Annotated in this window: 13 protein-coding genes; 5 read left to right on the top strand and 8 right to left on the bottom strand. The window is 60.2% G+C overall.

Annotated elements, in window-relative coordinates:
• Positions 1-551, top strand: a 551-nt coding sequence (locus IV91_RS0100880; protein WP_031595271.1) for an exodeoxyribonuclease VII large subunit, incomplete at its 5' end; no start/stop codon positions are given.
• An 11-nt stretch (positions 552-562) separates the two neighbouring features.
• Here IV91_RS0100880 and miaA read toward each other — a convergent pair.
• Genes miaA through tsaE form a run of 4 tightly spaced genes read right to left on the bottom strand, consistent with a single transcriptional unit; the run spans position 563 to position 5,248 of the window.
• Complete coding sequence (gene miaA, locus IV91_RS0100875) at positions 563-1,522, bottom strand: tRNA (adenosine(37)-N6)-dimethylallyltransferase MiaA (RefSeq protein WP_031595270.1); 960 nt, start codon at positions 1,520-1,522, stop codon at positions 563-565.
• Entirely contained in the window at positions 1,501-3,408 is a 1,908-nt protein-coding gene (gene mutL / locus IV91_RS0100870) for a DNA mismatch repair endonuclease MutL (RefSeq protein ID WP_031595269.1), read from the bottom strand. Before mutL ends, miaA begins: the two co-directional genes overlap by 22 nt.
• Positions 3,405-4,763, bottom strand: a complete 1,359-nt coding sequence (locus tag IV91_RS0100865; protein ID WP_150112331.1) for an N-acetylmuramoyl-L-alanine amidase — start codon at positions 4,761-4,763, stop codon at positions 3,405-3,407. Before IV91_RS0100865 ends, mutL begins: the two co-directional genes overlap by 4 nt.
• A complete protein-coding gene (gene tsaE, locus IV91_RS17765; RefSeq protein ID WP_197456407.1) occupies positions 4,724-5,248 on the bottom strand; it encodes a tRNA (adenosine(37)-N6)-threonylcarbamoyltransferase complex ATPase subunit type 1 TsaE in 525 nt (174 codons plus the stop codon). Before tsaE ends, IV91_RS0100865 begins: the two co-directional genes overlap by 40 nt.
• Before the next feature lie 16 nt (positions 5,249-5,264).
• On the opposite strand from tsaE, the gene queG reads away from it, so the two are divergent.
• Complete coding sequence (queG, locus tag IV91_RS0100855) at positions 5,265-6,350, top strand: tRNA epoxyqueuosine(34) reductase QueG (RefSeq protein WP_051861788.1); 1,086 nt, start codon at positions 5,265-5,267, stop codon at positions 6,348-6,350.
• Between the two features lie 31 nt (positions 6,351-6,381).
• Positions 6,382-8,025: a protein-disulfide reductase DsbD gene (dsbD, locus tag IV91_RS0100850; RefSeq protein WP_051861787.1), complete on the top strand. Its 1,644-nt coding sequence runs from the start codon at positions 6,382-6,384 to the stop codon at positions 8,023-8,025.
• A gap of 22 nt (positions 8,026-8,047) precedes the next feature.
• Here the strand turns inward: dsbD and orn are convergent, their stop codons facing one another.
• Positions 8,048-8,596, bottom strand: a complete 549-nt coding sequence (orn, locus tag IV91_RS0100845) for an oligoribonuclease (RefSeq protein WP_031595263.1) — start codon at positions 8,594-8,596, stop codon at positions 8,048-8,050.
• A gap of 82 nt (positions 8,597-8,678) precedes the next feature.
• On the opposite strand from orn, the gene rsgA reads away from it, so the two are divergent.
• Positions 8,679-9,632 (top strand): ribosome small subunit-dependent GTPase A, encoded by a 954-nt coding sequence (gene rsgA, locus IV91_RS0100840; protein ID WP_051861786.1) that lies wholly within the window; start codon positions 8,679-8,681, stop codon positions 9,630-9,632.
• Here the strand turns inward: rsgA and ampE are convergent.
• The gene (gene ampE / locus IV91_RS16575; RefSeq protein ID WP_031595260.1) at positions 9,561-10,346 is read right to left on the bottom strand and encodes a regulatory signaling modulator protein AmpE; all 786 of its coding nucleotides are present in this window, start codon (positions 10,344-10,346) and stop codon (positions 9,561-9,563) included. The genes rsgA and ampE overlap by 72 nt on opposite strands.
• A gap of 115 nt (positions 10,347-10,461) precedes the next feature.
• Positions 10,462-11,481: a hypothetical protein gene (locus IV91_RS0100830; RefSeq protein ID WP_031595259.1), complete on the bottom strand. Its 1,020-nt coding sequence runs from the start codon at positions 11,479-11,481 to the stop codon at positions 10,462-10,464.
• 243 nt (positions 11,482-11,724) lie between these two features.
• Here IV91_RS0100830 and mnmC point away from each other — a divergent pair, with 243 nt between their 5' ends.
• Positions 11,725-13,605 (top strand): FAD-dependent 5-carboxymethylaminomethyl-2-thiouridine(34) oxidoreductase MnmC, encoded by a 1,881-nt coding sequence (mnmC, locus tag IV91_RS0100825; RefSeq protein ID WP_233418366.1) that lies wholly within the window; start codon positions 11,725-11,727, stop codon positions 13,603-13,605.
• Here mnmC and recN read toward each other — a convergent pair.
• Positions 13,596-15,272, bottom strand: coding sequence for a DNA repair protein RecN (recN, locus tag IV91_RS0100820; RefSeq protein ID WP_031595257.1), 1,677 nt, complete (start codon positions 15,270-15,272; stop codon positions 13,596-13,598). The genes mnmC and recN overlap by 10 nt on opposite strands.

The following is a 15,272-nucleotide window of genomic DNA, read 5'->3' as shown; positions in this document are numbered from 1 at the left end:
CTCTGGCAGATTTTGTGGCGGATCAGCGTGCCCCCCCCCCCACCGCCGCTGCCGAACTGGTCCATCCCGAACGGCAGCAATTGCTGCACCAACTGACTCAACTGGAAGAACGTCATTTCCTGGCGTTGCGCCGACGGGTGGAAAAAATTGCCTTGCACCTCGATCAACGCCGCTTGCGCTGGGAAAACCTCCAACGACGCCACTGGGAACGACAAAGGCAACGTCTTGCCACGCTGGCGCAACGATTGGTTCACCCCGGTCAGCGCATCGCCTTTCAGCGCCAGACTCTGACCGCACTCGACCAGCGCTGGCGGCTTTGTTGCCAGCGCTGGTTCGAACAGCAGCGCCGCCATCTGGAACGGCAGACACGCACGCTGGAGCATTTGAACCCCCGTGCCATTCTGGCGCGGGGCTATGCCCTGGTACAGGACAACGCCGGACACGTAATCGACGACGCAACGCGTCTGAAGCCCGGCGATCAGGTACAACTGACCTTGGCCCACGGAACCCGTCACGCCACCATCCTGCCAGAACCGAACGACCCTTGTTGACCGACAGGGTCTCAGGCACTCTTCAGAAAATGCTCCACCAAAGCATGGGCCATACCTTCCCACCCCATCTGGTCCGGGTCCAGGGCCACCCGCGCTGGCCAGTTACGCACCCAGGTCAACTGGCGGCGCGCCAGTTGACGGGTCGCGATGATGCCCCGCAGACGCATTTCCGATGCACTGCCTTCCCCCTCCAGAAACTGCCAGACCTGACGGTATCCCACGGCGCGCATGGCAGGCATTTCGCCCGTCAGGCGGGGGTAACGCAGGCGCAGTCGACGCACTTCCTCCACCAGTCCCTGCGCCAGCATCTGGTCGAATCGGTGAGCGATACGCTCGTGCAAGGCAGCCCTCTGGCCGGGCATCAACCCCAAGGTCAGGATCCGATCCGGCAAGCCGGCACGGGCCTGTTCCTGATGCCAGAATGAAAGTGGATGCCCCGTCACGTGCCAGACTTCGAGCGCCCGCTGAATGCGTTGGCGGTCAAGGGGTGCCAGACGGGTCGCCGTGACGGGATCGACCCGGGCCAATTCGGCATGCAGGGCCGGCCAACCTTCCCGTTCGGCCCGTGCTTCCAGCGCAGCCCGCAGTTCGGGAGACGCACTCGGCAGAACGGCCAACCCCTGTTGCAGGGCCTGAAAATAGAGCATAGTGCCCCCCACCAGAAGGGGCACATGCCCGCGCGCGCGAATGGCGGCAAGCAAGGGTGTGACATCGGCCACGAAACGGGCGGCCGAGTAGGGATCATCAGGATCTACCCAGTCCATCAGGTGATGGGGATAACGGGCCCGCGTGAGCGCATCCGGTTTCGCTGCGCCGATATCCAGACCACGATAAATACTGGCCGAATCCACATTCACCAATTCCACCGGGAAATCATCCGCCAATCCACAGGCCAAGGCGGTCTTGCCACTGGCCGTCGGACCGAGCAGAAACAGAAGTGGAGGAGCGTTCAGCGACCGCGCAGAAACCATTGATCCAGTTCAGACAAGGGAATCTGGCGCCAGGTAGGACGGCCATGATTGCACTGATCGGCGCGTTCACACCGTTCCATGTCACGCAGCAATGCGTTCATCTGCATCACCGTGAGGGAGTGATGGGCACGCACCGCACCGTGACAGGCCATGCTGGCTAAAACCTCGTGACGACGGGCTTCGAGCGCCAGACTCTGGCCCGTTTCTTCCAGATCCGCCCATACCTGGCGCAGCACTGGCTCGGGATCGACGCCACTCAACTCAATGGGCCAACTGCGCAACACCACGGTCTGAGGTCCGCGCAAAGCGAGATCAAGACCCAGGGCAGTGAGTACGTCGCCGTAACTTTCCAGAACCGCCAGTTCCCGCGCTGAAAGGGTAAAATGCGGAGGATCAAGAAATGCTTGCCCCCCTCCCGCCACAGCATGACGTGCCTTCAGACGTTCATACAGAATTCTTTCATGGGCTGCGTGCATATCCACCAGCACTAGCCCGGTAGCATTCTGAGCCAGAATATAGATCCCGTGCAATTGAGCCAAAGCCTGTCCCAAGGGAAAAAATGGCGGCTCCGGTGCAACCGGCTCTGGCTCCGCACCCGGCAGTTTGAAATTTTCTTCACTGAACCGAAGTGCCGTGTTCGCTTCCTGAGCGGGAGAGGACGGGGTTTCGGCGGGAGGGATAGGTTGTTTACCGTACAAAGCCGCATGAAAGGGATCGGGTTCGCCAAGATGCAGGGATACCGTAACTTTATCCGAAACGGAGGGAGGGGCAACGAATCGAGGAGAAGGCAGCGGCAGTTCGCCAGACTCCTCAAGAGAAGATGACATCAAACCCGCCTTCCCGGACGAGGAAGGGATACCCCTGCCCCCCAGGGGACTGCGCTCGACGAACTCCAGACCACCGGGTGTCGTGCGGGTCAAAGTCTTGTGGAGCGCTTGCCAGACAAAGCGAAAAACGGCTTGTCCCTCTTCAAAGCGTACTTCGGTCTTGGCAGGATGAACATTCACATCCACCCGTGCTGGGTCCAAACTCAGAAATAACACTCCTCCTGGCTGGCGCTGACCATGCAACACATCCTGATAGGCCTGGCGAACAGCCTGGGTCAGCAACCGATCGCGCACGAAGCGTCCATTCACGAAAAGGTATTGCTCCGCTCGACTGGCGGCGGTCGGGTGCAGGATCCAGCCAGACAGGTGCAATGGTCCGGCACTGTCCTCGATGGGCAGGCTCTGGTTCAAAAAATCTTCACCCAGAATGCCACGCACGCGCGCTTCCAGCGTCAGCGCCGGCCAATGGCGCAAAGCACGTCCCTGATGCGAGAGGCGAAAGGTGACTTCAGGATGGGCCAGAGCCAAACGACGCAACAGTTCATCGCAGTGACCAAATTCCGTGCTGGTACTCCTCAGGAACTTGCGCCGCGCTGGCGTATGGCTAAATAAATCTTCCACCACCACACTGCACCCAATGCTGCGTGCAGCGGGGCGCGGTCCCTCGACCTGCCCTCCGGACACGGTCATGGTGAGCGCATGAACCGCCTCCGCCACGCGCGCCGTCACCGTCACCCGTGCCACCGCTGCCATACTGGCCAAGGCCTCTCCTCGAAAACCGAGGGTGACGATATGATTCAGGGGGTCCGTCGCCGCCAACTTGCTGGTCGCGTGGGCCTGCAGGGCAAGGGACAAATCATCGGGGTGAATACCGTGGCCATCATCCTCCACCTGAATGCGCCGGACCCCGCCTTCTTCCAGGAGCACAACGATGTTCCGCGCACCGGCATCCAGAGAGTTCTCCACCAGTTCCTTGAGTACGGAAGCTGGACGTTCGATCACCTCTCCCGCAGCGATCTGACTGATCAGGAGCGGGGAAAGTGCCTCGATACGCTTCATGGAGCGCTGCCAGCCAAGTGCGTGGGGGACAGGGCCGTCACATGCTGCCCCCAGGCACCGCTCCTGTGCAAATAATCCTGTAAACCATGGGTAATGGCCTGGGCCAACTTCTCCTGATAAGCCGGATCATTGAGACGACGTTCCTCTTCAGGATTGGTAATGAACGCCGTTTCCACGAGAATGGAAGGAATGTCCGGGGATTTGAGGACGGCAAAACCAGCCTGTTCCACAAAACCACGGTGCAACACATTGATCTGATCCAATTCACCCAACACGGCCCGGGCCATTTTGAGACTATCATTGATGGTGGCAGTCTGAGACAAATCAAAAAGCGTCTGTGCCAGGTAGGCCTGATGGGTTGGAAGGGTTACTCCGCCCACCAGGTCGGCATCGTTTTCATGTTTGGCCAACCAGCGTGCCGCCACCGACGTTGCTCCCTTCTCGGACAGAGCAAACACGGAAGAACCCCGTGCCTCCTGATTGATGTAGGCATCGGCATGAACCGACACGAAGAGATCGGCATGCAGGCGATGTGCCTTGACCGTCCGTTCCTGCAGCGGAATGAAATAATCCCCGTCGCGAATCAGTACGGCACTCAAACCGGGCTGGGCATCAATGGCTGCTTTGAGACGCCGGGCGATGGCCAGGGTGACGTTTTTCTCGTGGGTACCTGCTTCGCCATGCGCACCAGGGTCTTCCCCGCCATGCCCGGCATCCACCGCAATGATCAGGGTCCTACGGGCAGGGCCCCCCGCCCCGGCATCTGACCGGGTTTCAGCCCCCTGCCTTGGCACGTCCGCCTCCGCAATGGGTACCGGGGGGCTTGCCGCCACTACCGGAGAAGGCCTGGGGGACTGACCGGGCGGTATGTCATTCTGCACCTGCAGCGCCGGTTTATCGAGCACGGGGGAAAGAGGATCTGGCGTCGCCGTGGCGGGGTAAATATCCAGAACCAGACGGTAACCGTAGTCTCCCACTGGTTCCAGCAAAGCAGAGGTCGCATTGACCGGCCCCTTGAGATCAAAAACCACCCGCACCACGCCAGGTTTGAAATGGCCCACCCGAATCTTGCGCAAATAGGGATCCTGTGGGCTCAATTGCGCTGCCATCTGTTCGAGGGGTTGGGTCGCAGTCACTCCCTCTAGATCCAGCACCAGACGATCAGGATTAGGGACGGAAAAAAGGGTGCCGTGAATCGCCTGAGTCGCTTCGAACGTCACCCGGGTATAGTCGCTTGCAGGCCACAGGCGCACGGCACGAATGCGAGTTTCCTCACCGTGAGCCACGGGAGACAGCACGCTCGACCCCAACAGGATCAACGCGGCAAAGACGTAGCCAAGAGCGGTTCGAGACATTTCATTCCATGGACAGAAGTATGTCGGACCTGCAGCAGACGCCCCGCCCCTGCAGCAGGCTCCAGCATCAGAGCCACGTCGGCGGGGGGTAACCAGGTAGAAACTTTTTCGGGCCATTCCACGAGGCATAGACTGTCGCTCCGAAAGCACTCCCGAAAACCACTATCTTCCAAGGATTCCGGCGAGTTGATTCGATAGAAATCAAAGTGATAACAGTATAACCTCGAAAGTTCATAAATTTCAAGCAGGGCATAGGTAGGACTACGGATGGTTCCCGTCACGCCCAGGCCCCGCAGAATCCCCCGAATGAGGGCCGTTTTACCTGCACCCAAGTCACCGGAGAAGGTTAAAACCAGCCCCGACTCGAGATAGGGTGCCCACGCCCTCCCCCATTCAGTGGTTGCCTCGGGATCTGCCAAGTGCCACTGCGCCCCCCCTTCCCCTTCCATCCAATCCTCTTTCGGTTGATAATTCAAACTGTTCACTCATTGTACCCGGTTCATGCCTCCCTTATCTGTTTTTGACTTGCGCACACTCCTTGAGCGCGAAGCACACCACTTGGGCTTCAGCGCAGTGCGGGTCAGTCGCCCCACCCTGCGCACAGCCCGCAAACACCTTGACACCTGGCTGACAGCCGGTTATCAGGGGGCCATGACCTGGCTGGAACGGGATCCGGATCTGCGCACCGACCCCTCTCGTCTTTGGCCAGGTACCACCTGTATTCTCACGGTCTCCCTGCCCTATCTCAGCGAGGACCTGACTTCCTGTCAGGATGCCCTGAACGACCCAACCGAGGGCGTCATCGCTCAATATGCTCTGGGGCAGGATTACCACCGACTGATGCGCCGTCGTCTGCATCTGCTGGCCGAAGGTCTGGCTGCGCAGTGGGGGCCTTTTGCATGGCGTCCCTTCAGCGACAGTGCGCCTCTGCTCGAAGTGGAGATCGCCGCCCAAGGGGGACTGGGGTGGCGTGGCAAGCATACCTTGCTGCTGCAGCGCCAAGGTTCCTACTTCTTTCTGGGCGAACTACTCTGCAACCTGCCACTGCCCGCCGACCCTCCGGAAAAGGACCATTGCGGAACCTGCCAGACTTGTCTGACGGTCTGTCCCACTCGAGCCATCGTGGCCCCCTACCAACTGGATGCCCGTCTGTGCATTGCCTACCTGACCATCGAACACCCAGGCCCCATACCCGAATCCCTGCGCCCCCTCTTTGGCAACCGCATCTACGGTTGCGATGACTGCCAGTTGCACTGTCCCTGGAACCGCTTTGCCAACACCTCCCGGGGCGCACGGGCGTTTCTGCGCCGCAAGGAACTGGAAAATCTCAGCCTGCCCGCCCTGTTCGCCTGGAGTGCCGAGGACTTCCAGACTCACCTGACAGGTTCGCCCATCCGTCGCATCGGTCATGAACGCTGGTTACGCAATGTGGCCGTAGCTCTGGGCAATGGACCCGCCACCCCGGGGGCCCTGACCGCACTGGCCCAGCGTCGCAATCATCCCGCCGAACAGGTGCGCGAACATGTGGAATGGGCTTGGCAGCGTCTGCAGAACGGGAACTCCCCGTACCCACCTCAGTCGGAGTAGAATCGATCATCTGGTTACGAGACACAGGCTCATGAGTATCTTTGCACGGCGTAATACCTGGATCCGAACCCTTTTCCTGGTCTGCGCCCTGGGTGGACTGTCCCCGGCCTTTGCCCTGGAGGGCATTCCCGAGACGCCGCACCCCCTTCCTGCTGCGTTGGGCACACTGCCCGAGCCGCATACTTTTCTAATGCCCGACCAGGCCTTCAAGATTTCGGTGGACAATGGCGCTGACCCGGGCAGCCTGATCCTTTCTTTCGTACCCGCTCCCGGTTACTATCTCTATCGCGATCGCATTCATCTCCGCTTGCCCGGTGTCCCCCAAGAGGTTCCCTTACACTTTCCGACTGCGGAGGCCAAACAGGACCCCAGTTTTGGCCAGGTCTGGATTTACCGCCATCCTTTCCAGGTCGCCTTGACCTTGCCCGGCGGCCAACCCGTCTCCCGTTTTTCCATCAGTTTCCAGGGCTGTGCCGATCACGGCATCTGCTACCCGCCCACCACTCAGGATTTTCAGCAGAGCGGGAACCATTACAGCGCGCTTTCCTCAGGCTCGGAAATCTCTTCCACGCCTCCTTCTGCGGACTCCGGGCGCCCTGAGGACTTTGCCAGTTATCTGAAAGGCGCTCGTCCTTTCTGGGTACTGGCCAGTTTTTTTGGTTTCGGGCTACTTCTCGCTCTAACTCCCTGTGTGTTCCCCATGATTCCGATTCTTTCCGGCATCATTGCAGGTCAGGGCACATCGGTCACCAAAACACGCGCCTTTGCCCTCTCCCTCACCTATGTACTGGGTATGGCCCTGACCTATGCCGGGGTGGGCATATTAGCCGGGCTGACTGGAACCCTCCTGTCCAATGCCCTGCAAACTCCACCGGTCCAGATCGCCACCGCCCTGCTTTTCGTTGTGCTGGCCTTGTCCATGTTTGACGTGTACCAGTTTCAGTTGCCCCTCTCCCTGCAAAACCAACTCAACGGTGCCTCGGGGCGCCTGCCGGGAGGTCGCTACTGGGGGGTTGGCTTCATGGGCTCACTTTCCGCATTGGTGATGGGTCCTTGCGTGGCTGCGCCGTTGGCAGGCGGGCTAATTTATATCGCCGAAACTCGCGATGTGGTGATGGGCGGACTGGCACTCTTCACCCTGGCCTTGGGCATGGGCACCCCGCTTCTACTCATTGGCACATCAGCAGGCGCCTTACTGCCTCGGGCCGGTCACTGGATGAGTTGGGTAAAACGCGGCTTCGGGGTCGTCCTGCTGGGGGTTGCCCTGTTTACGATTCTACCCCTGATTCGAACCGCCCCAGCCACCACGAACCTGAACTTCGTGCCTGTCTCCACGGTGGCCCAACTGGATCAGCAGTTGCTTCGGGCATCCGGTCAACACCGTCCCGTCATGGTGGACTTCTATGCCGATTGGTGCACTTCTTGTGTGGAATGGGACCGTACCGTTCTGTCCCGTCCCAGGGTCCAGACTGCCCTGCAGCCGTTCACTCTGGTGCGCGTGGATGTTACCCATAACAGCGCAGAAGATCGTGCCCTGCTGGCACATTTTGGACTTTTTGGCCCGCCCAGCACGATCTTTTTCGATCCCGACGGGCGGGAACTGGAAAATCAGCGCTTGGCTGGTTATGTTCCCGAAGATACATTTCTGGGTTACCTGGACCGGGTAACCCATTGAATCCACTCCCAGCCAGGGCGCATCAATCCAAACGAATGAAATGCGTCCGGTAGTGGCGCAATTCTTCGATGGATTCGAGAATATCCGCCAGCGCCTCGTGTTTTCCGGATTTTTTGAAGGCGCTGTAGACCGCTGGCTTCCAGCGTTTGGACAATTCCTTGAGGGTGCTCACATCCAGGTTACGATAATGAAAATACTGTTCCAGGCGAGGCAGGTAATTGGCCATGAAACGGCGGTCCTGGCACACCGAATTGCCGCACATGGGCGATTCGCCGGGGGGTACGTGGATCTTGAGAAACTCGAGCAGTTGCTCCTCCGCCGCCGTTTCGGCCAGGGTCGAGGCACGAACCCGATCGATGAGGCCAGACCGTTGATGGGTTCCCTTGTTCCAGTCATCCATGGCATCCAGGACCCCATCGGGTTGGTGAATCGCCAGAACCGGCCCTTCCGCCACGACCTCCAGCGCATTGTTGGTGACCACCAGCGCCACCTCGATGACGCGGTCGCGCATCGGGTCCAACCCGGTCATTTCCATGTCCACCCAGACCAGATGGTTTTTATCCTGTGCCATAATCCTTCCTTTTGAGTTGATCAATGCCCCACTTGCCTCCCGACCGTGACGCCCGCTCCATGATACACCGGACACTCTTACTGTGAGTACCTCTTCCCTTGCGGGATGGGTACGCGGGGTCTTTGGTCACCACTACGAAGTAGTGGACGACCAGGCACAGACGTGGAGTTGTGTCCGGCGCGGCAAGCAACATGATGTCGCCTGTTCGGACCGGGTTCGCTTCACTCCCACCAGCGTCACTCAGGGTGTGATCGAAGAAATCGAATCGCGCACCACCCTGTTCTGGCGTGCCGACGGAAAACGAGAAAAATTTTTGGCCGCCAACGTGGACCAGGTGCTCATTGTCTCAGCGGGTGAACCCACCCCTTTTCCGGACCTGATCTCCCGTTGTCTTGTGGCCGCTGAAGCCAATCGGGTCGACGTCTGCCTGCTTCTCAATAAAACCGACCTGGGTCCGGCCACGGCAACCTGGCGTGCCACACTGTCCCATTTTGAATCCCTCGGCTATCCCCTGCTGGAAATTTCCGCCCGAACCACAGCAGACCGGTTGCGCCCCACCCTGGCCGGACGCCACAGCCTGCTGGTGGGACAATCAGGCATGGGCAAATCCACCCTGCTCAACGCCCTCATTCCCGAGGCTCAGGCCGCTACTCAGCGCATCTCTCTAGCCCTGGATTCGGGCCGACACACCACCACTGCCACCCGTGCCTACCCCCTAACCGAGGGTGGCTGGCTGATCGACAGCCCCGGCGTCCAATCCTTTGGCCTGACCTATCTCGACCCTGCCGATCTGGTGGCATTTTTTCCAGAGTTTTCTCCACTGCAAGGCCACTGTCGTTTCCCTGACTGCCACCATCGTCAGGAGCCGGACTGTGCCCTGCGGGACTACGTTGCCGGTCATCCTTTGCGCGCCCTGCGCCTTGCCACCCTGCTGACGCTCCAGCAGGAAAATGCCCCCCGCCGCTCAACGCCCACCCAACAGCGCCGTCGCCAACCCCGCACTCACTCCCCAGAGGACGACGGCTCGCCAGATTAGCCCTTCGGCACTGGTCAACTGATCGGCTTCGAGGGCCTCGAATGGCCCGTTTCCTCCGTTTGCCTGTCCTGACCCCAAGGCCCCATGCACCACCGCTTGCAACAGTTCCTGGCTGGATAAAAACAGGCGATCCGGATCACGCCAGGCATAAAGCGCTTCTTCGAAGTCACCGACCAGAGCAAAGGTCAGCGCGAGCAGGCGTACCGGTATCCAGTCCAGACCTGCCTGCATGCGCCGATAAAAAAGACCGTCTGGCTCCGCTTCAACCAGCAGTGCCGTGCCGCAATACAGCAGAGGCCCCCATCCGCCGGGCAATAAAAAGAACCAGAACAGGGGGGCAAAAAAACGTTGATAACTACCCAGGATACCTTCATCAAGAACTGCACGAACAGACTGATTCGGCTCGGAATACGGGGGTATCTGCATCCCACCTTGGCGCAGGTGAGACAAAGGACCGCGCAGATCAATTCCCAACCCCAGCACCAGCAAGGGCACCAACGCCCCCAGATGAAGCCAACCCAATCCGCTTTGTACCCCTGTCATCAACAGGAGAGGGAAGCCCACGACCCCCAGCCAGAGCACTGCGCCGACCCGGGGCATACGTGCGAACAGAAAGAGACGCCAACGGGTCAGCAAGTTCACACCCCAAGCACCCCAAGCCTGGGGACGCCAAGGTTCCAAGATCAGCACCAACACCAGAAACCCGACTTTCATGGATTCCTCTAAATTTTATTTCGTTTACGGGGGCCCATCATAACAGAACAAAAAAAGGACCTTCCTCAAGAAGGTCCCAGCGATCCTATCTGCCTTCCAGAAAGCAGGTTCGTGTTCAGGCGACCTTGCGTGCGCTCCAGATCTTTTTCTTGCATTTGCCTCCGCCCAGGGGAACCAGTCCGATGGCGAAAATCTCCACCGTATCCCCCTCGCAGATCTCTTCACGCAGCAGGGCCCGTTGCAGGTCGGTTCCGGTATGGCGCACGGTTTGCACTTCATCCTGCACTTCTGCAAAAAAAGTGCGGGATTTGCGTCCCGAAGGATCCGTACGTTCCACAAATCCAGTACGTTTCAATAACCCCCGAAATTTTCGTACCTCCGGTGCCTTGACCAGATTGGGATAGACCTTTTCCGTACTGGCCAGAGGCTTCTTGCGCTGAGCATCAGCCGCGCGCACATCCGCCAAAGTCATTTCCACCACTCGCCGACGTTTTTGCACCTCGCTCAGAGGCGGATCCTGAACGGCCACATCAGGCAGCATTTGCCACGGCCGTTTTTGCAGCAATCCATCCGGAACTTCCGCATCCACCAGAGCCTGCGCTTCACCTACCGTCTGATCGAGCAGACGCAACAATCCCTGATCCTGCAGGGAAGCAAAAGCCAGGGTCACCTCCCCCAACTCGATTCTTCCCCATGGCCGAGTCGGCAAATTCCCCTGATGGGGAAGAGATTGCATTTGTACCACTGCAGCACCTGAACGTAAACGCAAGCGCCGTTCCACCTGAATCCCATAGCGCCGCCGCAATTTGGTGTAATCCAACCACAGGGAACGGACTACCCGCCCTGTTTCCGGGTAACACCGACATACCACACTGTACCCATCCCCATAACGGATGAGCGGTTGTCCCAAATGCACTCCCAACGAAACCACCTCTTCAGGGTGCGGTGCCGGCAAAGCGGGCGGAGAGTCAGTGACCCCTTTTGTTTCAGTCACGCTCTGTTCCTGGTTTTCACGGGCCAGTTGAGCCAGATAAGCCACCCCTTGCCCGCCCCTATGCCATCCACGCATTGCCGCCAATCCTCCCAGATAACCCGTTCGCAACAATCCTGTCAACACACGAATCGCCATGTTCATGATGATGCCTCCATAAAAAAACCGGAGGCACCCTGACCCGCCGATGGCGCATCACGACACCATCCGGTGGTTCATTATTGACATGATGAACCAACCATCGATTCACCAAGGCACCCCACAAGGGTTCGAGAACGCAGTTCTCTATGCCCTTCCAGTCTAGTCCCGCGTGCTTCTCCGACCTGTCCGAATACTGAAAATTTCCGCCTCTTCTCGGACTGCGTTAGAATCGGACTTTTCACCTTTGTGTCGGTGAGCGTAGCCATGCCCTTGCTGCCCGCACCCCTGACCTTTCGGAACGGGGTTCCCTATTCTGAAACCTATGCGGACGTGTACCATTCCCAGGCAGGTGCCGTGGCCCAATGCCGCGCGGTCTTCCTGACGGGTAATGGGCTACCGGAACGCTGGCGGGGACGGGAGTCTTTCCAGATACTGGAAACCGGCTTCGGGCTCGGGCTCAATTTTCTGACCACTTGGCACGAATGTCGCCGTCTGGGCAGCACCGCCCCACGTTTGCATTTCATTTCCCTTGAACATGCCCCACTCAGCAGCGCAGATCTGACCCTTGCACTTTCGGGTTATCCCGAACTGGCGCAGGAAAGCAGGCACCTGCTCAGCGCCTGGCCGCCCCTCACCCAGGGAATACACCGCCTCCATTTTGATGCGGGCAGGGTCACCCTTTACCTGGTGCTGGGGGATATGGCCGACCTTCTGCCCCAACTCACCCTGGCTGCCGATGCCGTGTATCTGGATGGATTTTCACCCCGCACCAACCCGATACCCTGGAGTGAACCCGTCCTGCGCCAAGTTGCTCGCCTGTGCCGGCATGGCGCCACCTTGGCTACCTGGTGTGTGGCCGGACACCTGCGCCGAACCCTTGAACACCATGGCTTTCATACCACCCGGGCACCCGGTTTCGGAACCAAGCGAGAACGCCTCAGCGCCTGCTACGATCGAATTCCCGAAGATGCCTGGTGCAAGATCGTGCAACGTCTCGAGCAACCCGCGCTCCAGTTCACCCTGGAACCTCCCCCACAACGCCATGCGCTGGTCATTGGGGCGGGCCTGGCCGGTTGTCTGGTGAGTGCCGCATTGGGTGAACGGGGCTGGCACATCGAACTGTGCGAGAGTCGAAACGAACCGGCACAGGAAGCCTCGGGCAATCCCGCCGGCATCCTGCGTCCCTTTCCCAGCCTGGATGACAACCGCGCCGCCCGTTTGGCACGGGCAGGTTTCCTGACCACCCTGCACTGGTTGGCGAATCTGAAAGGAAAGACGGAAGTCCTTCCCCATGGTCTGAACGGCGTTCTGCGCATTGCCCAGGACGCCCCGGAAGCCGCCCATCTATTCGCCCTGAGCAGGGCACCGGGAAGTGTCGAAGCCTTGCTCCATTGGTTGCCGCGCGCCGAAGCCGAGCGTCTCGGGCACTGTGCAGCCCCCTGGGGCGCCTTGTTTTATCCCACCGCAGGCTGGCTGGATCCGGGCCAGTTCTGCCGTGCCGCACTGGCTCAAACCCCCCATCTCTCGACGCATTGGGGACAACCCGTGACCCTCCAACCCGGCCCGGCCGGTTGGGAAGCCCGAACTCTGTGTGGGGCCCTGCTGGCACAGGCTCCCATCGCCATCCTGGCCGGTGGGGCACACCCTCTCCCGTTAAGCAATGCGCCTCTCTGGCCGCGTCAGCGCCTGCGGGGCCAGATCACTCAGATCGAGCGCTCTCCCGTCCCCATGGGAACCCCAGTCCTCTGTGGTTCCGGCTATGTGATTCCGGACGCCCCCGGTGGCCCCTGTCTGGGTGCGACCTATGACCGCAGCGCAGACATCGCACCCCGTTCTGCCGACCGTGCGGAGAACCTGCAACGCCTGACAGCACTGGGGTGGGATGATGGACCGGAACACTCGGTGGTGCAGGAACGAGTCGCCTTTCGCAGCGTCAGCCGCGACCGTCTCCCCATCATTGGCCCCGTGCCGGGAGCCAAGGGTCTCTTCGCTCTCACCGCTTTGGGCTCACGGGGACTGGTGTGGGCACCCTTGGGAGCCGATCTTCTCTGCGCCTGGCTGGAAGGCGACCCTCTGCCCCTCGAAAAAGACCTAGTCCAAGCTGTGGCACCTGCCCGTTATCGCTGAGCGCGCTTTCCTTCCCGAAGCAACAATTCCCGGGCATGTTCACGCACGGTCGCCGTGACCGTCACCCCCCCCAGCATGCGTGCCACTTCTTCCACCCGTCCTCCCTCATCCAGAACCTGGACCGAACTGGTCATCTCTCCCTCCTGCACGGCCTTGCTGACTTTCAGATGATGCTGAGCGCAAGCCGCCACCTGGGGCAGATGGGTCACGCACAGCACCTGATGGTGGTGCCCCAGCGCAGCCAGCATCTGCCCGACTCGTTCGGCCACTCCCCCCCCGATGCCGCTGTCCACCTCGTCAAAAATCAGGGTAGGAACTGCACTTCCCTGCGCCAGTCGGGTTTGCAGTGCCAATCCCAGGCGCGACAGTTCTCCGCCGGAAGCGATCCGGGCGAGGGAACCCAGAGGTTGGCTGGCGTGGGCCGCCAGTTGAAATTCGACCCGCTCTCGCCCTTCGGGCCCTGGTCGATCCAGTTCGCTCAGGGCGACCTCGAAGCGTCCCTGGCCCAGAGCCAAATCACCCAGGCTGGCGCTCACCGTTTCTCCCAAGCGCAACGCCGCCTGACGACGCAGCCGACTCAAGTCCTGCGCCACCTCTTCATACCTTTGCCGGGCCTGCTCCACCAGTCTCTCGAGCGCCTCCAGGGAAGGCAGGGCCTCAAGCGCCTCGAGCGCTTGGCGGGTGTCGGCAAACAGCCCAGGAAGATCCTCGGGGCGAACCTGCAAACGGCGCGCGCGCCCATGCCAGGCTTGCATCTCTTCTTCGATCTGGGGCAAACGCTCCTCGTTCTCTTCACGGGCGCGAGCATAGCGATGCAATTCACTCAGCACTTCCTCGACCTGGATGCGTGCTGATTCGAGCAGGGTGACCCAGGGAGTCAGAGTGCTGTCGTGAGTCGCCAGTTGGCCCAGCCGTTGTTCGCACTTCAAAAGTTGACGTCGCACCGCGCCTTCCCCTTCATCCAGTGACTGAACCGTTTCGTCCACGCCCTGGACCAGATCCGCACGATGGGCAAGACGGGCCTGTTCCATCAGTAATTCCTCCCAATGTCCGGGGTGGAGCGTCAAATCGGCCAGCAAAGCCAGGGTATCTTCGAGCATCTGGCGCTGCCCAGCCGCCACCGCCACCGCCTGGCGCGCCTCGGCACAGTGTCTCTGGGCACTTTCCCAGGCTTGCCAGGCCTGACGTACGAACTGCCGGCATTCGTCATGCCCCCCAAAGGTATCCAGCAAGATTCGCTGGTGCGCAGGCAATAACAGGCGTTGGTGAGCATGCTGGCCATGAATGTCGATGAGGTGGTCGCCCAGGGCACGCAACTGAGTCGCAGTCACGGCACTGCCGTTGATGAAGGCGCGGGACTTGCCACTACGTTCCACCACCCGCCGGATCAGGCATTCGCCCTCGGCACTGGACAAAGCCTGTTCCTCCAGCCATTGTCCCGCCGGCGAAGCGGGAGAAACGTCAAAACAGGCCTCGAATTCGGCCCGTGGCGCACCCTGTCGAATAGCCTCCGGATCTGCCCGTTCGCCCAGTATCAGCGCCAGAGCATCAAGCAAAATGGATTTCCCCGCACCAGTTTCCCCGGTCAGGACAGTAAATCCGCGACCCAACTCCAGAGTCAAACGATCCACCAGGACAAAATCGCGAATGCGCAGTGCAACCAGCAT

Origin of the sequence: Ferrovum myxofaciens, assembly GCF_000735045.1 — a bacterium.
Classification (GTDB): Bacteria; Pseudomonadota; Gammaproteobacteria; order Burkholderiales; family Ferrovaceae; genus Ferrovum; species Ferrovum myxofaciens.
Note: the sequence above shows the minus strand (reverse complement) of the source record. Positions and strands in the feature narration are given on the sequence as shown.

Bases quoted from the DNA above. Each gene is read 5' to 3' on its own strand.
- miaA (WP_031595270.1), bottom strand. From the start codon at position 1,522: ATGGTTTCTGCGCGGTCGCTGAACGCTCCTCCACTTCTGTTTCTGCTC.
- mutL (WP_031595269.1), bottom strand. From the start codon at position 3,408: ATGAAGCGTATCGAGGCACTTTCCCCGCTCCTGATCAGTCAGATCGCT.
- IV91_RS0100865 (WP_150112331.1), bottom strand. From the start codon at position 4,763: ATGTCTCGAACCGCTCTTGGCTACGTCTTTGCCGCGTTGATCCTGTTG.
- queG (WP_051861788.1), top strand. From the start codon at position 5,265: ATGCCTCCCTTATCTGTTTTTGACTTGCGCACACTCCTTGAGCGCGAA.
- dsbD (WP_051861787.1), top strand. From the start codon at position 6,382: ATGAGTATCTTTGCACGGCGTAATACCTGGATCCGAACCCTTTTCCTG.
- orn (WP_031595263.1), bottom strand. From the start codon at position 8,596: ATGGCACAGGATAAAAACCATCTGGTCTGGGTGGACATGGAAATGACC.
- ampE (WP_031595260.1), bottom strand. From the start codon at position 10,346: ATGAAAGTCGGGTTTCTGGTGTTGGTGCTGATCTTGGAACCTTGGCGT.
- IV91_RS0100830 (WP_031595259.1), bottom strand. From the start codon at position 11,481: ATGAACATGGCGATTCGTGTGTTGACAGGATTGTTGCGAACGGGTTAT.
- recN (WP_031595257.1), bottom strand. From the start codon at position 15,272: ATGCTGGTTGCACTGCGCATTCGCGATTTTGTCCTGGTGGATCGTTTG.